Source organism: Halomonas huangheensis (genome assembly GCF_001431725.1).
Lineage (GTDB): Bacteria > Pseudomonadota > Gammaproteobacteria > Pseudomonadales > Halomonadaceae > Halomonas > Halomonas huangheensis.
The window spans coordinates 2917617-2941389 of the sequence record NZ_CP013106.1; the positions used below are offsets into that span (position 1 = coordinate 2917617).

The following is a 23773-nucleotide window of genomic DNA, read 5'->3' on the forward strand; positions in this document are numbered from 1 at the left end:
TGATGAGCGGCTATATTGCCGAGAGTCAGGCCTGATACCCCTCTTGTGCCTGCGAAGTCCGCTCACCGCGAGTCACCAACTTGCGCAGTGCCACATAGAACACTGGCGTGAGGAACAGTCCGAACAGCGTGACGCCCACCATCCCTGCGAACACCGCCGTGCCTAGTGCCTGCCGCACTTCAGCTCCAGCACCACTGGCCAGCATCAGCGGCACCACCGCTGCGGTAAAGGTGATCGAGGTCATGATGATCGGACGCAGGCGTAGACGACAGGCCTCCAGCGCTGCTTCGACGATACCCCGCCCCTGCATCTCCAGTTCGCGCGCAAACTCAACGATCAGGATAGCGTTCTTGCAGGCCAGTCCAATCAACACCACCAGCCCGACCTGAACGAAGATATTGTTGTCACCCGCCATCAAATGCACGCCGAACAGAGCCGAAAGCATGCACATCGGTACAATCAGAATCACCGCCAGCGGCAAGGTCCAGCTCTCGTATAGCGCAGCCAGGGCAAGGAACACCAGCAACACCGACAGCGGGAACACTATCAAGGCGGCATTGCCTTGAGTGCTCTGCTGAAAACTCAGATCGGTCCACTCGAAGCTCATCCCGTTGGGCAATACCTCAGCAGCGAGTTCGCTCAGTGCCTCCATCGCTTGAGTCGAGGACAACACTAGAGGATCCGCCTCACCAGCCAGGTCAGCGGCAGGATAGCCGTTGTAACGCAGCACCGGATCCGGGCCAAAGGTCCACTGAATATCCACCACAGAGCCGATCGGCACCATTTCTCCGCGATCATTACGAGTACGCAGGTTGGCGATATCCTCCACGTTATCGCGGTGGGAAGCATCGGCCTGGGCTATCACCTGCCATGTCCGACCAAACTGGTTGAAATCATTGACGTAAGTCGAGCCAAGATAGGTTTGCAGAGTATTGAACAGCCCCGTCAATGGCACGCCCTGAGCCTTGGCCTTCACCCGGTCGACCTCGGCATCAAGCTGCGGCACATTGGCCTGATAGCTGGTGATCGGGAAGCCCATACCCGGCGTCTGTGCGACCGCACCTTGAAACGACTGCACGGCTCCCTGTAGCGCGCCATAGCCGAGCCCTGCGCGGTCCTCGATAAACATCTGCCAGCCATTGCCGTTGCCCAGGCCGAGGATCGGCGGTGGCATGAACGAGAACGCGAACCCCTCCTGCAATCCGGCTATCTTCTGGTTGATTTCGGCATTGATCTCGGCCGCCGAGCGGCTCCGTTCGGAGAACGGGGCCAGAGGCAGGAACACCACTCCGCTGTTGGGCGTGCTGGTAAACTGCAGCGCATTGAGCCCCGGGAAGGCAATCGTGTGGGTTACGCCCTCACTCTCCATGGCGATCTCGCCCACCTGGCTCAACATCTCATCGGTACGCGAAAGCGAAGCTCCTTCCGGCAACTTCACGCCTGCGATCAAGTACTGCTTATCCTGGGTCGGGATGAACCCCGGCGGCACCGCCTGGAACATCACCCCTGTTCCGACCAGCAGCAGCGCATAAATGCCGAACACCACACCTCGCCGCCGTAGACTGCGCGAAACGCCTCCCTGGTAGCGTCTGGAGCTGGCGAGAAAGAAGCGATTGAACGGGCGGAACAACCAGCCAAACAACCCGTCGATTATCCGCGTGAGGCGATCCTTTGGGGCATCGTGTGGTTTGAGCAGCAGCGCCGCCAACGCCGGTGACAGGGTCAGCGAGTTGACCGTGGAGATCACCGTGGAAATGGCGATGGTGGCCGCGAACTGGCGATAGAATTGCCCAGTGACACCGGACAGAAATGCCATTGGCACAAACACCGCACACAATACCAGGCCGATGGCGATAATGGGGCCCGATACTTCCTTCATTGCCTGGTGCGCGGCGGCAAGCGGCGCCAGGCCCTCCTCAATGTTGCGCTCGACGTTCTCTACCACCACGATCGCATCATCAACCACGATGCCGATCGCCAGCACCAGGCCGAACAGGGTCAGAGTATTGATCGAGAATCCCAACAGATAGAGCACCGCGAAAGTGCCCACCACCGACACCGGCACTGCGATCAGCGGAATGATCGACGCGCGCCAGGTCTGCAGGAACAGCGTCACCACCAACACCACCAGCAGTACCGCCTCAAGCAGCGTCTTGACCACCGACTCGATCGAGTCGCGCACGAAGATGGTGGTGTCATACACCGCCTCGTACTCAACTCCCTCCGGGAACTGCTGGGCAAGTTCATCCATGGTCGCGATGACGTTTTCCTGGATTTCCAGGGCATTCGCCCCCGGCGCCTGGAAGACACCAAGTGCGACCGCGTCGCTGCCGTCCAGCTTCGAACGCAGGCTGTAGTCATTGGCCCCCAGCTCCAGACGGGCCACATCGGACAAATAGGTGATCTGTCCGTCGCTACCGGTCTTGACCACGATGTCGCTGAATTCCTGTTCGGAGGTCAGCCGTCCTCTGGCATTGATCAAGGTCAGGAAGTCGCTATCGGGAATCGGCTCGGCGCCGAGCTGACCGGCCGAAACCTGAACGTTCTGCTCACGGATCGCCTCCACTACGTCGCCGGCCGTGAGCCCTCGAGCAGCAACCCTGTCCGGATCAAGCCAGGCGCGCATGGCATAATCACCGCCACCGAAAATCTGCGCATCACCGACGCCCTGGATACGTGCCAGAGCATCCTTGACGTGCAGGCGGGCATAGTTTCGCAGATACAGGGTGTCATAGCGGCCATCCGGAGAGGTCAGGTGCACGACCATCAAAAAGGTCGGTGACTGTTTCTGCGTGGTCACCTCCTGTCGGCGCACATCCTCAGGCAATCGCGCCAGCGCCTGGCTGACCCGGTTCTGTACCTTGACCGTCGCGTCATCCGGATCGGTACCGGGACGGAAGGTTACGGTTACCTGCAGTACACCATCGGAACCAGCCACCGACTTGAGGTACATCATGTCCTCAACGCCATTGATCGCATCCTCCAGCGGTGTGGCTACCGTCTCGGCGATGACCTTGGGATTGGCGCCGGGATAGACCGTGCGTACCACTACCGAGGGTGGCACCACGTCCGGGTACTCGCTGACCGGCATCAGCGGTATGGTGATCAACCCCGAGATAAAGATAAGGATCGACAGCACCCCGGCGAAGATCGGGCGGTCAATGAAAAACCTGGCAAAATCCATGGCAATGCTCCCTCGCCGAGGCAGGCATCCAGAGCCTACCCCGATGACTCGGTCGACAGTGAAGTCAAATGACGGCTATTGACGTTCGAACACGCTCAATGACTCGTGGCCAGCTCCCGTGAGGCAGGCTCCTCTCCGGACATCTCGATGTTTTCCGCAGCCACCTGCATGCCTGGATAGAAGATCCGCTGAATACCGCGCACCACCACTCGGTCTCCCGGTTCCAGGCCCGTCTGGATCACCCGCAATCCATCAGCCATACGCCCGAGCTTCACATCCTTACGGATGGCGAGACCCTCGGCGTCGACAACGTAGACATACTTGCGGTCCTGATCGGTCAAGATGGCCTTGTCATCGACGAGAATGGCACTATCGGAACTGCCGCCACGCATCTGTACCCTGGCAAACATACCGGGCGAGAAGCGCCCAGCGTCATTGTCGAGCACGGCACGGATCAGAATGGTGCCTGAGTCGGCATCCAACTGATTATCGACAAAGTCCACTTCGCCGCTGTAGGGATAGCCCCCATCGTTTGCTAGCCCAACGCGCACTGGCGTTCTATTCTCACGAGAATTGAGGCGCTCTCCGGAACGGGTCATGTCGCCGTACTGCAGCCAGGTCCGCTCGTCGCTGTAGAAATGAACATGAACCTTGTCCAGAGAGACAATGCTGGTTAATAGGGACGCGTCCGACACCAGATTGCCGACAGTGATCAGCGCTCGACCGGTTCGGCCTGCGACTGGTGCACGGACCTCGGTGAATTCCATGTTCAAGCGCGCCGTCTCGAGTGCGGCCTGGGCCGCATGCAGATCGGCCTGAGCCTGGAGTGACGCAGCTCTACGCTGGTCCAGTTCTTCCCGGGAAATCGCCTGGGTCTGGGCCAGGCGCTCGGCACGGGCAGCCTCACCATGGGTTAGCTCGACCCGTGCGCGAGCACGCTGTAGGTCGGCCTCTGCGCTATCCAGGCTGGCACGATAAGGACGCTGATCGATGGTGAACAGGACATCTCCCTTGTCGACGCTCTGGCCCTCGGTGTAATGGATGCTGTCGATGTAGCCGGCAACTCGCGAACGCAGTTCCACCGTCTCTACCGCCTCGATGTGGCCCGTAAACTCGTCCCAGAAACTCACATCCTGGACCACCACCTCGGCTACACTGACCTCCGGTGGCGGTGGCGCCTCCTGCTCCAGACTGTCGGCGTGACTATCGCAACCGGTCGTCGCAATGGCACCAAGCACCACCATCATGGCTACTAACATGTGTATGGAAAAAACGCGGGTCGCCAGACTGGGGGGCAATTGCCCTCCTCGTCCACGTGCCGTGGCGGGATCACTCATCAGTTCATCTCTCCAGGAAGGTGCTGACACGGCAAGCTTGCATCCCGAACTCAACTTGAGGTAACCAGCCGCATGCCCATGGATCACTTATCGATGCACAGCGCGTAGCTTGCGCAGGAAGCGCCATAAGACTGTCGTATCGTGCGGACTACTTAGCCTGCCTGCTCATGGAAGTAGTCGTTTGCCAGGGTATGAAATCGACACCGCCAGCATGCAAGTGCAATGCAACACCATAGGAGTTCAGCCACAATTTGATTACCTGCTAAATCAGGGAAATACTGTTCCACTGATGGGACAGTTCGCAGACACAAGTACTTCCCAGACACAAGTGCATGGGACAACAACAATGCAACCGGATCTCAATGACGCCTTGATCTTTGCCAGGGTCGTAGAACAAGGCAGTTTTACTGCGGCCTCCAGGCTGCTGAGCATTCCCAAGACCACTGTGAGTCGCAAGGTCCAGACGCTGGAGCTGCGCCTCGGCGCACGGCTGCTGAACCGAACCACCCGTAAGCTGAGCCTGACCGAAGCAGGCTCTGTCTACTACGACTACTGCAGTCGCATTGTCCAGGATATGGACGAGGCAGAGAGCGCCGTCCAGCAATTGGAGGGCAACCCACGGGGCTGGCTGCGAGTTACCGCTCCATTCACCATGTGTACCGAATTCACCTCGACACTGGTACGAGACTTCCGCGAGCTGTACCCGGCGGTAAAGATCGAGTTGGTGCTGTCCAACGACCGGCTCGACCTGGTGGCCCATCAGATTGACGTGGCGCTGCGCGTTGGAGAACTTCCGGACTCAAGCCTGGTGGCCCGCCACCTGGCCAGCTACCGTTCGTTCGTCTATGCCAGCGACAGCTATATCGCCCGCCACGGAGAGCCTCAGACGCCTGCGGAGCTGGCCCGCCACCCCGCTCTGGCCAAATCCATGGACCAGCGAGGTCAACGTTACTTCTGGGAGTTGCACAAAGGGGACCATCGGGAGGAGATCGAAATAGACCCGGTTGCCGTCGCCAACGATCCATTCGTGCTGAGAGGGCTACTGGTCGAGGGCCATGGAGTGATGCTGACCAGTGAGATCGTTGCCTGCCTGGGGCCAGAAGAGCGCCAGTTGCGGCGCATCCTGCCAGAGTGGGAGGGACCCGAAGTCGAGTTCAATGCCGTATTCCCGGGCGGCCGCCTGATCTCACCCAAGGTGCGAACCTTCGTTGACTTCGTGGTGGAACGCACTCGCCTCGACCATATCATGCCCGCACATTGGCAACCTCTTGTCCAACCGGCAGCGGAGAGCGTCACTCCAGTAGACGAAACGGCCTGAGAGGCTACTCATGATCCAGCGACACGATTCCCCAACCGATGATAAGCGCTCCCCTCCACTCATATGACACAACGACGCCAATACAGGGTGGAGGGGAACTACATCCCGTTGATCATGTTGGTGTGTGCCACGCAGTGACCACTGGCATCATAGAACTCCCCTGGCTCTGGCCGTATGGGAAGCAATGGCATCCATCAGCGGTGGTGACAGACAGTCATAGGGCTCCAGGCCCAGCTGCTTGAGCCGGCCGCGTACCTTGTCCATGTTGTCTGGATGGGCCCCCGACTCGATGATCGAGGAGACGAAGGCAGCAAATTCAGGGGCCGCCCAACCGGAGTCTTCGGAGAGTTCTGTGTGGATGAAGTCCAGGCCGTGGAAAGGATGGTCGGTATTCTCGATACGACCGAACATATGGACCCCGCATCCTCTGCAGGCATGCCGCTGGATGGCGGCCGAAGCATCGACCACCTCCAACTTGTCCTCATTGGCGGTGACGCTGAGGGTATCTCGGGGTACCACAGCGACCATCGAAAACAAAGCACCTTCAGGCTTCCAGCACTTGGTACAGCCGCAAACGTGGTTGTGGGCACACTGTGCCTTGACTGTGACCTCGACAGGGCTGTCGGTACAGTGGCAATGCAGGCTGCCTCCTTCAAAGTTATCACTGCCGGCACGTACCCCGTCGTCTACGGCGGGATGAATCCTGATATCGTTCATGGAAGTGGCTCCTTGGGCAATGGTGAGCGTTGCAGAAGCCATCACTGCGAGGGACTCGGGTCGCTCACGGCATGATTGTCGAGGGCGCCACCATCTGACGGTTATTCGTCAGGTTCATTGGCTTCCGCTCCACTATGTAGTCTAGTCAGCATGGGCGTGCTGCGCTCACCCTTGACACCAGGTTCGTGTATACGCCTCGCATGCTGAAAACCGAAGCATCTTGAGAGGCTCCTCGAGACGCTGCAACGGTCAATGATTCGTTGGCAGACAGGGGTTTCCTGAACATTTCTCCATCATGTGAAGAAGGAAAACGCCGCCTGTAGGGAGCCGTCTTCTACGCCCGACACAACCTGATGCGCACTTGATGTAGGTCAAATTCCTTTTAGGCGGCACGCCTATACTCATGACGATAGCCCACCAGATGCCAGCTGGAAGGAGTACAAAGCCAATGAAAGCTCTTGTCTATGAAGGCCCTGGCCAACGAAGCTGGAAAGACAAGCCTCGTCCCTGTATCGAGAAGCCAACAGATACTATCGTGCGGTTGACACATACCACCATTTGCGGGACCGACCTGCACATACTGAAGGGAGACGTCCCCACGGTGGAAGCCGGACGTACACTGGGTCATGAAGGAATTGGAATTGTCGAAGAAGTCGGCGACAGCGTGAGCAGCGTGAAACAAGGAGACCAGGTACTTATCTCCTGCATTACCTCTTGCGGTCACTGTGACTACTGCAAACAGGGAATGTACGCTCACTGTCGCGATGGTGGCTGGATTCTGGGTCACAAGATTGATGGCACGCAAGCGGAATTCGTGCGCATCCCTCATGCCGATAACAGCCTCTATCGGCTACCTCCAGGGCTTGATCCCGCTGCTGCCCTGATGCTGAGCGATATCCTCCCAACTGGCCATGAGATCGGCGCACTCAATGGAGAAGTCAAACTCGGAGATACCGTCGCTATCGTCGGCGCAGGCCCCATCGGTCTTGCAGCTCTACTGACATCGCGCTTCTATTCTCCTGCCCACATCATCATGGTTGACCCCGATGAAAACCGACTGGCCGTAGCCCGTCAGCTAGGGGCAACCGAAATCGTGAGCACTAACCCTGTCGAGGAGATCATGAGCCTCACCCATGGTGAAGGCGTCGATGTCGCAATGGAGGCGGTAGGTATCCCTGAGACATTCGATATCTGTCAAAGCATTTTGAGGCCAGGTGGAAAACTCGCCAACATCGGGGTGCATGGCAAAAGCGTAGACTTCCACATCGAGGATTTGTGGATCAAGAACATCACACTACGTACCGGGCTGGTGAACACCAACACCATCCCCGTGCTGATGCGTTTCCTCGAATCAGGTGGCATTGATGCAGAGAGCCTGATCACTCACCGCTTCGACTTGAATGACATTGAACAGGCCTACAACGTTTTCGCACAAGCAGCCTCGGAAAAGGCAATCAAGGTACTACTTACCTCATGAACAATAGTTGATGCGTGACTCATCCCCTATCAATACGCATCGATAAAGGTGCGTCAAAGCGGAAAATGTCGATCATCCATCCAGCAGCCACTGAGCGAAGCGCGCAGTAGTATAGGCCAGGCCTGCCGCTGCTGCGCCCATCAGCAAGGTACGCAGCCCAGAGCGCCACACCGGTAGGCCATATACCACACTCTTCAGTAGACCGACGCCTACGAAAATGCCGGCAGCCAGTCCCAGGCTGCAAAAGAACTGAGTGGTAACGCCAAGCCCGGGTATCAGATAGGGCAACAATGGAATAGAGCCAATAACAATGAAGGTACTGAAGGTTGCAAGCGCCGCTCGCAGCGGGCTGACTCCTTCAGTAGACAAACCGTACTCCTCCCGCAGCATGGTGGATACCCAGATATCAGGATCTCGACACAGGGTGTCCACTACCTGCTCAAGCAGCTCGCCCTCAAATCCCTTGGCTCGAAATAGTTGCCGGACTTCCTCACGCTCACCTTCCGGTACCAGAGCAATATGCTGTCGTTCGGTGCGTTCGGCACTGGCGACATGGGCAAGCTGCGCCTGACCAGCCTCATAATTACTGACTGCCATGCTGAAACCATCGGCAATCAAGTTGGCGGCCCCAAGTACCAGTGCTACTTGTGGTGAAAAGCCAGCACCGAATGCGCTGGATACCACTGCAAATGTGGTCACACAACCATCAATGCCGCCAAGCACCGCATCGGGAAAGACCGACGCCCGCACTGGAGCCATCAGACGACGTCGCACCGCTGCGGGGCGATGGTCTGCGAATAGGCGTTCGCGGTTTGGTGATGACATGACGGCCTCCCCCAGAACTTGCAACTTATGGCAGCCCCACAAGTGTAAGCTGAATTGAGGTTTTGGCAGGAACAGTCCTAAACAGATACAACCTCACCTCTTTACAACCACAACCTTACCGAGTGGCGAAAGGACGGCTGATCAGAACTTCAGCTCAGGTGCAGAGGATGCTGCTCGACATACAACGGGCATCATTCAACAGACCAGAGATCTTGAGATGGATCAAGGCAGGAGGGAAGACTTGAACAGAGTTGCACTGGCTCCCCGAGTAGGACTCGAACCTACGACCCAATGATTAACAGTCATTTGCTCTACCAACTGAGCTATCGGGGAACGACGATGTGCAATCTAGAGCAATATACGAGCTCTAGCGACAATATCAGGTGGAGGGATGGCTCCTCGAGCAGGACTCGAACCTGCGACCCAATGATTAACAGTCATTTGCTCTACCAACTGAGCTATCGAGGAATGACCCTGAATTGTCGGTGCGAGAAAGCAATCTCTGACAGCTTATTCTACCTTTAAACCATTGAGTTCAAAGTAAATCGTAGAATGTCACTCTCAGCATTTGGCTCCCCGAGTAGGACTCGAACCTACGACCCAATGATTAACAGTCATTTGCTCTACCAACTGAGCTATCGGGGAATTGCCTCAAGCACGGGGCGTAGTATACGGATCGGCTCCGATTCGTCAAGCCTGCCAGGGGAATTCGTCGCTTAACTCTCTGATACGGCGATGACTTCCCTGATACCATGCTGGCTTGTGTTCGGAGCATCCGGGGACAACCGGCCGCTGAAACGAAAAACGCCCACCAAGCTATGCTTGGTGGGCGTTCTACGGAATCTGGTGGCTACGCCCTGATTTGAACAGGGGACCCCATCATTATGAGTGATGTGCTCTAACCAGCTGAGCTACGTAGCCTTTTCAGTCGTCTACGCGCCCGGTAGGCTGCGTCGACGGGGGTGAATTATGCACATCGGAAGGTAACTTGGCAAGCACCGGCGATCATTTTCTCCCGCGCTATTCTCCCTTTACGCTATTCTCCCTCTACTTAACTTTTCCGCGACCTTACTCTACCTCGCTATTCTTACCGTCCCCCTGCTCATTCTTACCGCCCCCTCCTCCGCTGCTGGTCTGTCTACCAGCATTCTTTTTTATATTGAACGTACAATCAATAAAAGGCATACTAGCAACATATACCACAGGACTCGAATCCACTCAGGAGTTCGCGTCGACAGGTACAGACTCGAGAGTCGGAGGAAACTGCAGTGCCCAAGGTAGGAATGGAGCCGATACGCCGCCAGCAATTGATCAATGCCACCATGACGGCGATCAACGAGGTTGGCCTTGCCGATGCCACAGTGATACGCATCGCCCGTCACGCGGGGGTATCCGCCGGCATCATCAGCCATTATTTCGGCGGCAAGGACGGCTTGCTGGAAGCCACCATGCGCCAGATTCTCCACGATCTTGGTTCTGCGGTGAGCGATAGACGCAAGGCTCTGACAGACACCAGCCCTCGCGCTCATCTTTCGGCAATCATCGATGGCAACTTCGACTCGTCTCAGGTCAACGCCAGCGCCGCACGCACCTGGCTGGCCTTCTGGGCAAGCTCGGTGCACAAGCCGGAGTTGCAACGCCTGCAATACGTCAACGACCGCCGCCTGTACGCTAACCTCTGCCACCAGTTCCGCCGCCTGATGCCGCGTGAAGATGCACGCTACTCCGCCCGTGGCATGGCGGCCATGATCGATGGGCTATGGCTGCGCGGCGCATTATCACCGGAAGGTCTGGACGTTACCAAAGCACGGCGTGTTGCCATCGAGTATCTCGATCGACTACTCCGCGACTACGAAGGTTGATACGGCCGTCAACACCAGCACCTGACACGCCCAGCAGCCAGCAAAATACTACCGGCCACCAGGCCGTCACCACCCTGACACCCGTTCACATCGACGTTGATGTGACGTCTGCTCGACAGGAGGATGCCATGGCAACTTTCGATACTGATTCCCACAGCACGCACTCCACCGACACTCATCTCGCTCCGGTGACGCTCTATATAGATGGCCAGCGCCAGAACGCCACTTCTGGAGACACCTTCAGCGTCACCAACCCCTACGATGGCAGCCCGCTTGCCGAGGTTCAGGTCGCCAGCGAGGCCGATGTCGACGCAGCCGTCGCTTCAGCCGCGCGTGGCCAGAAGATATGGGGCGCAATGTCGGGCATGGAGCGCGGACGTGTCATGCAACGTGCCGTCGCACTATTGCGTGAGCGTAACGACGATATCGCACACCTGGAAACGCTCAACACCGGCAAGCCGCTGAGTGAGACCAGCAGCGTCGACATCGTGACCGGTGCCGACGTCCTGGAATACTACGCAGGCCTGGCCGCTGCCGTCGAAGGCAGTCAGATTCCGCTGCGTGAGGACAGCTTCGTCTATACCCGTCGTGAACCACTGGGCGTCATCGGCTCCATCGGCGCCTGGAACTATCCGATCCAGATTGCCTGCTGGAAGGCTGCTCCCGCGCTGGCTGCCGGTAATGCGGTAGTGTTCAAGCCCAGCGAGGTCACTCCGCTGACCACCATGATGCTCGCCGAGATCTTCACCGAGGCGGGCCTGCCCGATGGTGTGTTCAATGTCGTGCATGGTGCCGCCTCCGTTGGTCAGGCAATCACCGCTCACCCGCATATCGCCAAGGTTTCCTTCACTGGCGAAGTGGGTACCGGCAAGAAGGTAATGTCCGCCTCCGCCGCCTCGTCATTGAAGGATGTGACCATGGAGCTGGGTGGCAAGTCGCCGCTGATCGTGTGCCGTGATGCCGATCTCGACCGCGCCGCCGACGCTGCGATGATGGCCAACTTCTATTCCAGTGGACAGATCTGCACCAACGGCACTCGTGTATTTGTCGATAGCGCCATCAAGGCCGAATTCGAGGAGCGCATTGTCGAGCGAGTGGCACGTATCAAGGCCGGTGACCCGCTTGATCCGCAGGTCAACTTCGGCCCGCTGGTCAGCTTCGAGCATCAGGCCAAGGTATTGTCCTATATCGAACTCGGCAAACAGGAAGGTGCTCGAGTACTGGCTGGTGGCGAAAGCTGGAATGAAGGCGATTGGGCCAATGGTGCCTGGGCTGCGCCCACGGTGTTCACCGATTGCAGCGATGAGATGCGCATCGTACGTGAGGAAATCTTCGGCCCGGTGATGTCGATTCTGTCCTTCGATGACGACGAAGAGGCTATCGCTCGTGCCAACAACACTACCTATGGTCTGGCCGCCGGTGTCTTCACCGAAAGCCTCAATCGCGCGCACCGCATGATCCATCGGCTTGAGGCCGGTATCTGCTGGATCAATACCTGGGGCGAGTCGCCTGCCGAGATGCCGGTTGGCGGCTACAAGCAATCAGGTGTCGGGCGCGAGAACGGTATCGAGACCCTTGCTCACTATACCCAGACCAAGTCAGTGCAGGTCGAGATGGGGCCCTTCGCCTCGGTGTTCTGATGAGCGTGATGCACGGGAGCCAGCATTTCCCGGTCTCCGTGCTTCTTCCACCCCCATACATGGCAGGCACTCGGCAGCACCTTGTGCTCTTCCCCTCCTCTGACAACCTCACATCGGAGGCGTCCCATGACCCAACTCCGTGAATTCGACTACATCATCATCGGTGCAGGCTCCGCCGGTAACGTACTCGCCACACGTCTGACCGAGGACGCCGACGTCAGCGTACTGCTGCTGGAAGCCGGTGGACCGGACTATCGTTTCGATTTCCGTACCCAGATGCCTGCTGCGCTGGCCTTCCCCCTGCAGGGCAAGCGTTACAACTGGGCCTTCGAAACCGATCCTGAGCCGCATATGAACAACCGTCGTATGGAGTGCGGACGCGGCAAGGGGCTGGGTGGATCGTCACTGATCAATGGCATGTGCTACATCCGTGGCAACGCCCTGGATTACGACAACTGGGCAAAGCGTCCCGGCCTCGAGGATTGGAACTACGCCAACTGCCTGCCCTACTTCCGCAAGGCGGAGACCCGTGACATCGGTCCCAACGACTACCACGGTGGCGATGGGCCGATCAGCGTGACAACCCCCAAGGCCGGCAATAACCCGCTCTACCACGCCTTTATCGAGGCAGGTCAGCAAGCCGGCTATCCCGCCACCGAGGACGTCAACGGCTATCAGCAGGAAGGCTTCGGTCCCATGGACCGTTTCGTCACCCCGAAGGGGCGCCGTTCGTCCACGGCACGCGGGTATCTGGATCAGGCCCGGCAACGTCCCAACCTGACCATCGAGACGCACGCCACTACGGATGTGATTACTTTCGAAGGCCAGCGTGCCAGCGGTGTACGCTACCAGCGCAAGGGTCAGACACAGAACGTCGTGGCACGCCGCGAGGTATTGCTGTGTGGTGGCGCCATCGCCTCACCGCAGATCCTGCAGCGCTCGGGAATCGGTCCGCGTGATGTTCTCGATGAGTTCGGCATCGAACCGGTGCATGTCAACGACAATGTTGGCCAGCACCTGCAGGACCATCTGGAGATGTACATCCAGTATGAGTGCACCCAACCGATTTCACTGTACCCGGCATTGAAGTGGTACAACCAACCGAAGATCGGTGCCGAATGGATGTTCAACGGCACCGGCGTGGGCGCCAGTAACCAGTTCGAGGCCGCAGGCTTCATTCGTACCAGTGATGAAGAGCCCTGGCCCAACCTGCAGTATCACTTCCTGCCGATTGCCATCAGCTACAACGGCAAGAGTGCTGTCCAGGCGCATGGCTTCCAGGCACACGTCGGCTCGATGCGCTCGGAGAGTGAAGGCCGTGTGCGGCTGACCTCGCGTGACCCCAAGGCGGCACCGTCGATCCTGTTCAACTATATGTCCACCGATACGGACTGGCAGGAATTCCGCGACGCCATCCGTCTGACTCGCGAGATCATCGCCCAACCGGCGATGGATGCCTATCGGGGCCGCGAAATATCACCAGGCGCTCATATCCAGAGCGATACCGAGCTGGATGACTTCGTGCGTCAGCATGCGGAAACGGCCTATCATCCCTGTGGCAGTTGCCGCATGGGTGACGACGATGATTGCGTGGTCGATGGTCAAGGACGCGTTCATGGTGTCGAAGGCCTGCGCGTCGTCGATGCCTCGCTATTCCCGGTCATTCCGACCGGCAACCTCAACGCACCGACCATCATGCTTGCGGAACGCATTGCCGACCGCATTCGTCAACGCGATATGCTGCCAGCCAGCGACGCACCCTACTATGTAGCGCAAGGTGCTCCGGCACAGAAGGCTCCAATGCGGCCACTGACAAACCAGCCAGCCTGACACTCCCCCGCACTGAGCGCCTGCTCTTCGTCATCACTCCAGCCCCGGTTCCCCACCGGGGCTTCTATTATGTATCCAGACACACCTATGTATCCAGACACACCGGAAATGTCAGACCATCCAACTCGCGCCCATAACGCTTGTGGCGATGTCTGGTTTCCTCTGTGCCAGACTTCCCATATCGAGGCCCTCGTGTAGAGGCCTCCAAGCGTTCGACCTTGGTGTAATGAGCAGCGGGAAACAGTAGCTGCCGCTTGAGGAATGCGCTAGGCTGCAGGAATTAAAACAGTTGTTTGATTTCGGTCGCATACCGATATCCAGAAACGGTATGCACTACGCATGTTCCAATCCCTGAAGGAGACGTAAATGCTCAGTCTGCTCCTGATAGTCCTTGCGATCGCCGCTCTGGCTGTCGTTGCGCGGCGCGAAGCTGGCGCCTTACCCGCACTAGCCGTGTCCGCTATCTTCGGCCTTGTGGGTCTGGCGATCGGAGCGGTAGTAGCTGGCGTGCTGCTGATCATCACCGCCGCCATCATCGCCGTCTGCGGCCTGCCGGCCATTCGTCGTAGCTGGCTGACGCCACGTCTATTCACCATGTTCAAGAAGGTCGCCCCCAAGGTTTCCGATACTGAGCGCACGGCGTTGGAAGCCGGTAGCGTCGCCTGGGATGGGGAGCTGTTTTCCGGTCGCCCGGACTGGCAGCAACTGCTGAAGTTCAGCGATGATGGCCTCAGCGATGAGGAGCGGGCGTTCATCGATCATCAGTGCTCTGTCGCTGCCGGAATGTGCAACGCCTGGGATATCGCCCAGGAACGTGCCGATCTGCCGCCGGAGCTGTGGGAGTACGTCAAGAAGGAGCGCTTCTTCGGCATGATCATTCCGAAGGAGTATGGCGGTCTGGGCTTCTCGGCCAAGGCACAATCCGCGGTACTGCAGAAGCTGGCCGTCAACGAAACGCTGATGGTTTCGGTGGGTGTTCCCAATTCATTGGGCCCGGGCGAATTGCTGCTCAAGTACGGCACTCAGGAACAGAAGGATTACTACCTGCCGCGCCTGGCGGACGGCCGCGAGATCCCCTGCTTCGGCCTGACCGGTCCACGTGCCGGCTCGGATGCCACTTCGCTTCCCGATGTCGGTATCGTCTGCAAACGTGTCATCGATGGCGAGGAAGTGCTGGGTCTGAGCATGACCTTCAACAAGCGCTGGATTACCCTCGCGCCGATCGCCACCGTGGTGGGCCTTGCATTTCGCATGTTCGACCCGGATCACCTGCTGGGTGAGGAGGAAGACCTCGGCATCACCTGCGCACTGGTGCCACGCGACACTGATGGCATGGAAATCGGCCGTCGTCACCACCCCATCGGCAGCCCGTTCATGAATGGCCCGATCCGTGGCAAGGACGTATTCGTGCCACTCGACACCATTATCGGCGGCCCGAAGATGGCCGGCGAAGGCTGGCGTATGCTGGTCGAGTGCTTGTCCGTGGGTCGTTGCATCACCCTTCCTTCCGGCGCCACCGGTACTGGCCGCTATGCCATCGGCTGGGCGGGCGGCTTCGCCCGGATTCGCCGTCAGTTCAACGTCCCCGTGGCAGAAATGGAAGGTGTTCAGGAGCCGCTGGCCCGCCTGACAGCCAAGGCCTGGATTGCCCAGGCTGCGGTCTATCAGACCGCCAACACCATTGACCATGGCCAATCGCCCTCGGTGCCTTCGGCCATCCTCAAGAGCCAATTGACCGAGTTCCAGCGTGATGTACTCGCCGATGCCATGGACATTCACGGCGGCAAGGCCGTGACCCTTGGCCCACGCAACTACATAGGTATCGGTTATAGCGCCAACCCGGTGGCGATTACCGTGGAAGGCGCCAACATCATGACGCGTAACCTGATGGTCTTCGGTCAAGGTGCCATCCGCTGCCATCCGTTCGTGCTCGAGGAACTTGCGGCACGCGATGCCAACGATATTGCCGCCTTCGACAAGGCCTTCTTCGGCCACGCCGGACTGATCTTCGGTAATGCTGCTCGCGCCTTCACGCTTGGTCTCGGTATCGGCAAGTCGGCAACACCTTTTGACGACATTGCCGGCCCCTATGCCCAGGAAGTGGCTCGCATCTCTGCTGGCTTCAGTCTGTGTGCCGATGCCGCCATGGCTAGCCTCGGCTCCGCACTCAAGCAACGCGAGATGCTTTCCGCACGTCTCGGTGACATCCTGTCCAACCTCTATCTACTGAGCATGGTGCTCAAGCAATGGCATGAGGGTGACAAGGTCGAAGGCGAGGCTGACCTACTCCACTACGCTAGCCACTTCCTGCTGGGTCGCGCCGAGCAGGCCTTTGTCGAAGTCTTCGACAACCTGCCCAATCGTGCTCTGGCACGCACCCTCAAGGTGGTGGTAATGCCGCGCGGCCGTCGTTGGGCGCGTCCGCATGACGATCTGGCCCGTTCCATCGCCCGCAATGTTTCCAGCGCCAGCGACCTGCGTCGCAAATTGCTGGTCGGCGCCTGGGACAGCAGTGACCAGGTACAGGACAACCCTCTGGCTCGCTACAACGCTCTGCTCGAAAGCCAGGAGCGTGCCGAAGAGCTGTACCGCCGTATCAACAAGGCCTACAACAAGGGCGAACTGCCCGCCGAGGCCCTCCACCCAGAGCAGCGTCTCGAAGCCGCACTGGCCGCCGAGATCATCGACAGCGACGAAGCCGACTTCATGCGCAAGCGTGAAGCCGAGGTGCTGGATATGCTGACCGTGGATGACTTCGAATTCGACGCCTTCGCCACCGACAAGTCCAAGGTGCACAAGCACAGCGTTATCGCCTGACCGGCAACAGGCTGCAACCCATCGCGCCCCGATCATCCGAGCGGGGCGCTTTGGTTTTCCCTCTTCCCTCTTTTTTCCTGGTGGCAAACCTATAACGGCCAGACCATCATGATCATCGGCACTGCGACCAGCATCACCAGCAGCGACATCGGTAGCCCAAGGCGCCAGTAATCACCGAAGTGATAACCCGCAGGCCCCATCACCAGCGTATTCGACTGGTGACCAATCGGGGTGAGAAAAGCACAGGACGCACTCACCGCGACCACCATCAGAAACGGGTCCAGCGAAGCGTCAAATCCCCGCGCCAGGCTGGCGGCAATTGGGGCCATCAGCAACGCTGCGGCAGCATTGTTGATGACGTTGGACAACAACATGCTGCACAGGAACAGCCCTCCGAGCACCAGCACCGGCGGCCATGTTCCACCCAACACCAGCAGACCATCCGCCACGAGCTTTGCGCCACCACTGGTTTCCAGTGACTGACCTACCGGAATCATCGCTGCCAGCAGAATCAACACCGGCCCATCGATGGCCCGATAGGCCTCGCGAAGTGGCATGATGCCGATACTCACCGTGACCAGAGCCGCCAGTGCCAGCGCAACCGCTGCCGGTAGCAGATCAAACAGCATCGCCACAATGGCCGCAGCGAATATCGCTACCGACAGCACCACCTGGCGCGGTTGACCAAGATTGAGATTGCGATCTGCCAACGGTAGACAACCAAGCATGGCGAGCTTCTCACCGAGTTCCTCGGCTTCGCCCTGGAACAACACCACATCCCCCGGCCTGAAACGAATATCGCGCAGCCGCTGGCGCAGACGGGCGCCATCCCGCGCCACCGCGACCAGGTGCAATCCATATTGGGTGAACAACCGCAACTCCGAAGCACTGCGACCGCTGAGCAGCGCATCATTACGCACCACCGCCTCTATCAGGTGCAAGCCTTCGGTATCGACGGCGTCCTTGTCATCCTTGGCCTGCTTGCGTGCCTGCTGGAGCTGCTGCTCTTGTTCCGCAGCCTTTTCGTCGCACGCCACAACCTCGCGGGCCTGCTGTGCCAGATGCCTGCCACGCTGCTGGGCCTCGAGCTGTTCATCATGTTCAGAGCTTTCGCCAGTTCTGTCTTCAGGGCCTTCCTCACCGTCCGGAGCTTCCTGAGCATCGTCATCGGCCTCTTCGCCTTTCTGCTCGGCGGCCGTGAGTCCCACTTTCAATCCGGTCTTGTCTTCCAGCAGCGCCAGCTCATCCGGTCCGGCTTCCAGCAACAGGATGTCTCCCTCGCGCAAGGTGCCATGAAAGGCATGAGCGGCGAAGCGCTGCTCATCACGCACCACAGCCAGCACCGGGATGTTGTCGTCGAGCTTGCGGCGGAATTCGTAAAGCGACCAGCCCAGTGCATTGGCCTTCTCCCCGACCTGCACCTCGACCAGATAAGCAGCGGTATCAAACATCGCATCGACACTGGCCTTGCCGGTGCGACGCGGCACCAGCCGCCAGCCCAGCAGCACGATAAAGGCGACCCCCGCCAGCGCTACGACCACGCCGACCGGCGAGAAGTCGAACATCGTGAAACGCTCGCCGGAGATGGCCGCACGATAACTGGAAATAATGATATTGGGCGGGGTGCCGATCAGCGTGGTCAGCCCGCCGAGCAGCGAACCGAAGGCCAGCGGCATCAACAACAGCGATGGTGGCGTGTCATGCTCTCTGGCAATACGCATCGCCACTGGCAGTAGCAGCGCCAACGCACCGACATTGTTCATGAAGCTGGAAAGCGCCGCGACCAGAGTGGTCAGCGCCAACAGTTGCAGGAATTGACGATCACCGACCTTGAGTACCTGGGCGGCGATGACATCCACCACCCCGGCACACTCGAATCCTCGCGACAGTACCAGCACTGCCGCCACGGTAATCACCGCCGGATGACTGAAGCCCATGAAGGCTTCATCGGCCGGTACCAGTCCCAATAAAACCGAGGCCAGCAAGGCGGCCAACGCTACCAGGTCGAAGCGAAAGCGTCCCCAGACGAAGGCGGCCAGTGTTACCCCAAGCAGAATGAACACCTGATAGCTTTCCGCCATGCCAGCCCCTCCGTGGATGAATTCCAGAATTTCAGCTTAGCCTGTGCGACGGTTGATAATCACCGAATAATTCCCCGTTGTGTCACGGCTGCTGACAGGCTGCGATGTAAAGCGCTATGGCTCGACAAACGGCAGTGGCGCATCAGTATCACGCCGTACCTCGAAGACGTTGAGGGTCATCGCCACCAGAGCGTAGTACCCCAGCACGCCGACCAGTTCGACCACTGCGGCTTCATCAAACAACTCCACCGCTTCCCGATAGAGCGAATCACCCACACGCCGGGTGTCATACAGCTCCCTGGCCAGTCGATAGACCAGCGCTTCGTCCTCAGACTCGAAGTCAGGCTCACGACCCAGGCGCAGGTCCTCGATCAGCGATTCGGCCAGTCCTGCTTCTCGAGCGATCGGAGCATGAATCTGCCACTCCGCCTGAGACTGCCACCAACTGGCCGTGGCCAGAATTGCCAATTCGGTGAGACGCAATGGTAGACGCGTGCTGTAGCGACAGAAGGCACCCAACTGCTGGGCATGGTCGGCCAGTTGCGGGCTATGCACCCAGGCCAGGAAAGGCCCATCGAGATTACCACGCGGGCCACTGAGAATGGCCTCGATCACGCGCTGCTGATCAGCGCTCATGCGTTCGGGGGTTAAAGGCGTCAGGCGGGACTGAATGGACATGAAGAATCCTGTAGGCAGCAGTTACGGGTGGGCCAGATCAATGGCACGTCCGAGGCGCTCGACGATCTCATCGAGGTGCGAGTCATCAAGAATGAAGGGCGGTGCCAGCAGGATATGGTCACCCTGACGTCCATCTATCGTGCCCCCGGCGGGATAGCACATCAAACCCTGCTCCATGGCCGCTTTCTTGACCTTACCATTAACACCCAGGGCGGCATTGAACGGTACCTTGCTGTCACGATCCTGTACCAGCTCAAGACCACGGAACAGGCCTCGTCCACGAATATCGCCAACATGGGGGTGATCACCGAATCGCGCTACCAGACGCTGCTGCAAGCCCTCCCCCAAGATGCGCACGCGCGCCAGCAGATCCCGTGATTCCACTACCTGTTGCACCGCCAATGCCGCCGCGCAGGCCGTGGCATGACCGATATAGGTATGGCCGTGCTGGAAGAAGCCAGACCCGGCGGCAATCGCATCACGGATACGCCCACTGGCAAGAGTCGCGCCAATCGGCTGATAGCCAGCGCCCAGTCCCTTGGCGACAGTAATCAAGTCGGCGCTGATGCCTTCCTGCTCCGCGGCAAACAAGCTACCGGTGCGGCCCATGCCGCACATCACCTCATCAAGGATCAACAGGATGCCATGACGATCGCAGATTTCACGGATGCGCTGGAAATAGCCCTTCACCGCCGGTACAGCGCCGAGGGTGGCACCAACGACCGGCTCCGCTACAAAGGCCATGACCTGGTCTGCACCCAGCTGTTCGATGCGTGTTTCCAGTTCTGATGCCAGCCTCTCGACATAATCAGCATCGCTCTCGCCTGGCCGCTGATCCCGATAGGCGTAGCAGGGACTGACATGAGACATTTCCAGCAACAACGGCTCAAAGGGTTTGCGTCGCCAGGCATTACCACCTGTCGCCAGCGCCCCCAGAGTATTACCGTGGTAACTCTGGCGACGAGCAATCACGTAGCGACGCTGAGGCTCACCGATTTCCAGAAAGTACTGGCGTGCCATCTTCAGTGCCGCCTCGATCGCCTCCGAGCCACCGGAGACGAAGTACACTGAGTCCAACCCCGCCGGTGCTCGCTCAATCAGGAAATCCGCCAACTGCTCCATCGGCTCGTTGGTGAAGAACGAAGAATGCGCGTATGCCATGGTCTGCACCTGCTCGACGATGGCATTGCGTACCTCGGCATCACTGTGACCCAGGCAGGACACCGCAGCGCCGCCACAGGCATCGAGATAACGCCGCCCTTCGCTGTCGATCAACCAGGGACCATCCCCTGCCACGGCGGTGGGATAGTGATGTTTGAGGTGACGATGGAAGACATGGCTCATGGGGCAACTCCGGCACAAGGGAATGCATGCATTCAATTATTGCATTCTATATTTGCAAAAATCACACTCAACAAATATTTTTGCAAATATAAATTTTGCTTCATTCACGACAGATCGCCATGCCCTCTGCCCCACAGGACTCTGATATGGTTGAACCAACCGAACACACGGCCAACACGCTCGAAGCATTGCATCGGCAGTTGACTGCTATCCAGAACGGCAAGGCGGATATCCGGCTCGGCAAACGCTCGCAACGTGTGCTGTCGGCGCTGCTGGAAAGCCCTAAGCAGAGTGCGGTGGGCTCGATCAGCGAACTGTCCGAACGCCTGGGGGTCAATGCCTCGACCTTGACCCGCCTCGCGCAGAGACTGGGGTATCAGGGGTTTGCCCAATTGCAGGCGGTATTTCGTCGCGAGCTTACCGACGGTGGGCAACACTTCTACAGCGACCTCGCGGCACGTCTGGTCACGGAACAGGGAGAGGGATTGACGCGCCTGGCCCGCCTGGGCCGTCAGGAGAGTGCCAATCTTGCCGAGCTGGTGGAAAGGCTCGACGATGGCAGCTATCAGGCCGCCGCCGAGCAGCTGGTGGTAGCAAAACGCGTGCGCGTGCATGGCCAGCGCCAGTTCGCCTCGCTGGCCCAGTTTCTGGCTTATGGACTGGGTATGTTGCGCGCCGATGTCGCTGAACTGAATGCCAGTCACCAGGGAGCTGCCGATGCCCTGGCACAGCTGGATGCCGGCGATGTACTACTGGTAGCCAGTTGCTTTCCCTACACCACCAGTGTTCTTGCCACCGCCGAAGTCGCTGCCCGTCATGGCATCAAGGTCATTGCCCTGACCGATGGCGCCAGCTCACCACTGGCACAGGCTGCGGACCTGGCCTTTCATGTGCCCAACGACAGCCTGTTCTTCTCCAACAGCATGTGCGCCTTCATGCTACTTGCCCAGGGCCTGATGACCGAAGTCGCAGACCGCCTGGGCGAGCGTGGCGTAACCGCCCTCAAGCAACGTGAGAGATTGATTCAGGAGTTGGGAGAATCGTTGTAGCAGTGATATGCAGGAAACTTCTGACACGACTAAAGTCAGTCCCATGCCCATCACTTTCGCCTATAGAATGACAAGAGCTCACCGCCAAAGGGCTGGTTTCAAAGAGCAAGCATTCAAGGGCATGCAAATGGATTTCCATTACTGGCTGATCTTCGTGGCAACGGTACTCGGTGTGTCACTGATTCCGGGACCAAGCACTTTCATTGCCTTCGCGCATGGAGCCACCAACGGTAGTGGCCTGACGACCTTTACCGCCCTTGGTAATGCCACGGCATCGACACTGCAGGCTATCGCCGCCTCGGCAGGTCTTGGCCTTATCATTACCAGTTCTGCATTGCTGTTCATGGCGATCAAGTATGCCGGAGCAGTGTACCTGGTCTATGTCGGCATCCAGATATGGCGCAGTGCCGCTCAAGGCCTTCCCCCAGGTTCGCACGATACCAGGCAGAGTCGACCGAAACAGTTGTTTATGGGTGGCTTCAGCGTTGCCATCAGCAATCCCAAGGCCATTGCCTTCTTCACCGCCTTGTTTCCCCAATTCCTGTCCGCCACCGGCAATAGCACTACGCAGCTCGCCATCATGGTCGTGCTGGTCGCCTGCTGCGCTTTTGCTGTGGCCTTCTTTTACGGCTGCCTTGGCACTTGGGTACGCGGACTGGAGCTGTCAAAAACGCTTATGAGCAGAGTCCACCAAGCGACGGGAGGAATGTTTGTCGCCAGTGGAATTGGCCTGGCCTTATCGAAGAACGATTAAGTGTGCAGCTTCGAATTACCAGACCGTCCTGACATATCGGTATTGCTGAATTTTCCCATCTGCCGTGACCAGCTCGGCATTGAAGTGTCGAGCGAGCGCGACAATCATTCGGTCCGCAGGGTCTTTATGAAACTCTCCCGGCAGGCGTGTTGACTCGATGGCAATGGCTACATCCGGTGCCACAAAGCTCACCCCGTCAATTTCTGCGACAGTATCAAGCCACTCATCGACACTCATCGAAAGTGCCAACCGCCCTCTCTGAACCAATAACGCTATCTCCCAAGCCGTTATTGTTGAAACCAGAACCTCGCCGTTCTCGGCTTCCAGCTCCTGAGTGATGGCGTTGAATGCCGTTTCAGAAAGCAGCGCATCCTCATTGCACCACCACAACAACACATGCGTATCAAGAACGATCAACTCAAGGCCTCCCAGTCATCCTCACCAACCGGCTCGAACGGGTCGGTCAGCTCGATGACACTTCCACGCAGGCGCTCGAGAGGAGAGCGTTGATCCGCCCTGTAACGACGCACTTCGATGGCAGGTCGCCCTTTATCTGTCACGATAACCGTTTCACCCGACGATTCGATCTGGCGAAATATCTCAAGCGCTCGGGCCTTGAACTGTGTCTTGGAGACTTCTTCTGAATGCATTGCTTTTCTACCCTAGTCACCCACCCTAGTCACCAAGGTAATACAAGCCAACAACCATAACAAACCTTCGCTTGCTGACTACGCTGCTTCAAGCTGAATCCTTGAGGTTTTAGATGGAACGCCATACCTGCAGGAGTACGCTCCCAGCCTCCTCTGAGACAAGGTTACAACAAAGTGGCGACTCGCAAGGGAGTCGCCGCTTTGTTATTA

At 58.5% G+C, this 23773-nt stretch carries 17 protein-coding genes and 4 tRNA genes; 8 read left to right on the plus strand and 13 right to left on the minus strand.

Annotation, left to right across the window (positions count from 1 at the left end):
• Positions 1–25 precede the first annotated feature (25 nt).
• Complete coding sequence (locus AR456_RS12690; protein WP_056933008.1) at positions 26–3184, minus strand: efflux RND transporter permease subunit; 3159 nt, start codon at positions 3182–3184, stop codon at positions 26–28.
• A 95-nt stretch (positions 3185–3279) separates the two neighbouring features.
• Entirely contained in the window at positions 3280–4443 is a 1164-nt protein-coding gene (locus AR456_RS12695; protein WP_051995747.1) for an efflux RND transporter periplasmic adaptor subunit, read from the minus strand.
• Positions 4444–4867: 424 nt separating this feature from the next.
• Here AR456_RS12695 and AR456_RS12700 point away from each other — a divergent pair, with 424 nt between their 5' ends.
• Positions 4868–5839, plus strand: a complete 972-nt coding sequence (locus tag AR456_RS12700) for a LysR family transcriptional regulator (protein WP_021819006.1) — start codon at positions 4868–4870, stop codon at positions 5837–5839.
• 147 nt (positions 5840–5986) lie between these two features.
• On the opposite strand, the gene gfa is transcribed toward AR456_RS12700, so the two are convergent.
• Positions 5987–6556, minus strand: coding sequence for an S-(hydroxymethyl)glutathione synthase (gfa, locus tag AR456_RS12705; protein WP_021819005.1), 570 nt, complete (start codon positions 6554–6556; stop codon positions 5987–5989).
• A 403-nt stretch (positions 6557–6959) separates the two neighbouring features.
• On the opposite strand from gfa, the gene AR456_RS12710 reads away from it, so the two are divergent.
• Entirely contained in the window at positions 6960–8033 is a 1074-nt protein-coding gene (locus tag AR456_RS12710) for a zinc-dependent alcohol dehydrogenase family protein (RefSeq protein ID WP_236995504.1), read from the plus strand.
• Positions 8034–8105: 72 nt separating this feature from the next.
• On the opposite strand, the gene AR456_RS12715 is transcribed toward AR456_RS12710, so the two are convergent.
• From AR456_RS12715 to AR456_RS12735, 5 genes are all read right to left on the minus strand, one after another.
• The gene (locus AR456_RS12715; RefSeq protein ID WP_021819003.1) at positions 8106–8858 is read right to left on the minus strand and encodes a VIT1/CCC1 transporter family protein; all 753 of its coding nucleotides are present in this window, start codon (positions 8856–8858) and stop codon (positions 8106–8108) included.
• A gap of 257 nt (positions 8859–9115) precedes the next feature.
• A tRNA-Asn gene (locus tag AR456_RS12720) sits at positions 9116–9191 on the minus strand.
• 59 nt (positions 9192–9250) lie between these two features.
• A tRNA-Asn gene (locus AR456_RS12725) sits at positions 9251–9326 on the minus strand.
• A gap of 101 nt (positions 9327–9427) precedes the next feature.
• Positions 9428–9503, minus strand: a tRNA-Asn gene (locus AR456_RS12730).
• A gap of 199 nt (positions 9504–9702) precedes the next feature.
• Positions 9703–9779: transfer RNA gene (locus AR456_RS12735), tRNA-Met, on the minus strand.
• Between the two features lie 347 nt (positions 9780–10126).
• Here AR456_RS12735 and betI point away from each other — a divergent pair.
• The 4 genes from betI to AR456_RS12755 all read left to right on the plus strand — a co-directional run bounded on the left by betI (position 10127) and on the right by AR456_RS12755 (position 17007).
• Positions 10127–10720, plus strand: coding sequence for a transcriptional regulator BetI (gene betI / locus AR456_RS12740; RefSeq protein ID WP_202903943.1), 594 nt, complete (start codon positions 10127–10129; stop codon positions 10718–10720).
• Between the two features lie 128 nt (positions 10721–10848).
• Positions 10849–12360, plus strand: a complete 1512-nt coding sequence (betB, locus tag AR456_RS12745; protein ID WP_021819001.1) for a betaine-aldehyde dehydrogenase — start codon at positions 10849–10851, stop codon at positions 12358–12360.
• A gap of 126 nt (positions 12361–12486) precedes the next feature.
• Positions 12487–14190, plus strand: a complete 1704-nt coding sequence (betA, locus tag AR456_RS12750; RefSeq protein WP_021819000.1) for a choline dehydrogenase — start codon at positions 12487–12489, stop codon at positions 14188–14190.
• Between the two features lie 366 nt (positions 14191–14556).
• Positions 14557–17007 carry an acyl-CoA dehydrogenase gene (locus tag AR456_RS12755; RefSeq protein ID WP_021818999.1) on the plus strand — a complete coding sequence of 817 codons (2451 nt, stop codon included), beginning with the start codon at positions 14557–14559 and terminating at the stop codon, positions 17005–17007.
• Between the two features lie 89 nt (positions 17008–17096).
• Here AR456_RS12755 and AR456_RS12760 read toward each other — a convergent pair whose 3' ends face one another.
• The 3 genes from AR456_RS12760 to AR456_RS12770 all read right to left on the minus strand — a co-directional run bounded on the left by AR456_RS12760 (position 17097) and on the right by AR456_RS12770 (position 21110).
• Positions 17097–19088, minus strand: a complete 1992-nt coding sequence (locus tag AR456_RS12760; protein ID WP_021818998.1) for an SLC13 family permease — start codon at positions 19086–19088, stop codon at positions 17097–17099.
• Positions 19089–19202: 114 nt separating this feature from the next.
• The gene (locus tag AR456_RS12765; RefSeq protein ID WP_021818997.1) at positions 19203–19766 is read right to left on the minus strand and encodes a carboxymuconolactone decarboxylase family protein; all 564 of its coding nucleotides are present in this window, start codon (positions 19764–19766) and stop codon (positions 19203–19205) included.
• A gap of 21 nt (positions 19767–19787) precedes the next feature.
• Complete coding sequence (locus tag AR456_RS12770) at positions 19788–21110, minus strand: aspartate aminotransferase family protein (protein ID WP_021818996.1); 1323 nt, start codon at positions 21108–21110, stop codon at positions 19788–19790.
• Between the two features lie 146 nt (positions 21111–21256).
• Between AR456_RS12770 and AR456_RS12775 the strand changes: the two genes are divergently transcribed.
• Both AR456_RS12775 and AR456_RS12780 read left to right on the plus strand, forming a co-directional pair.
• Positions 21257–22159: a MurR/RpiR family transcriptional regulator gene (locus AR456_RS12775; RefSeq protein WP_021818995.1), complete on the plus strand. Its 903-nt coding sequence runs from the start codon at positions 21257–21259 to the stop codon at positions 22157–22159.
• 121 nt (positions 22160–22280) lie between these two features.
• On the plus strand, positions 22281–22913 hold the full coding sequence (locus AR456_RS12780) for a LysE family translocator (protein ID WP_202903942.1): 633 nt from the start codon (positions 22281–22283) through the stop codon (positions 22911–22913).
• 15 nt (positions 22914–22928) lie between these two features.
• Here the strand turns inward: AR456_RS12780 and AR456_RS12785 are convergent, their stop codons facing one another.
• Positions 22929–23330, minus strand: a complete 402-nt coding sequence (locus AR456_RS12785; RefSeq protein ID WP_021818993.1) for a type II toxin-antitoxin system VapC family toxin — start codon at positions 23328–23330, stop codon at positions 22929–22931.
• Positions 23327–23563 carry a type II toxin-antitoxin system Phd/YefM family antitoxin gene (locus AR456_RS12790; RefSeq protein ID WP_021818992.1) on the minus strand — a complete coding sequence of 79 codons (237 nt, stop codon included), beginning with the start codon at positions 23561–23563 and terminating at the stop codon, positions 23327–23329. Before AR456_RS12790 ends, AR456_RS12785 begins: the two co-directional genes overlap by 4 nt.
• Positions 23564–23773: the final 210 nt, after the last annotated feature.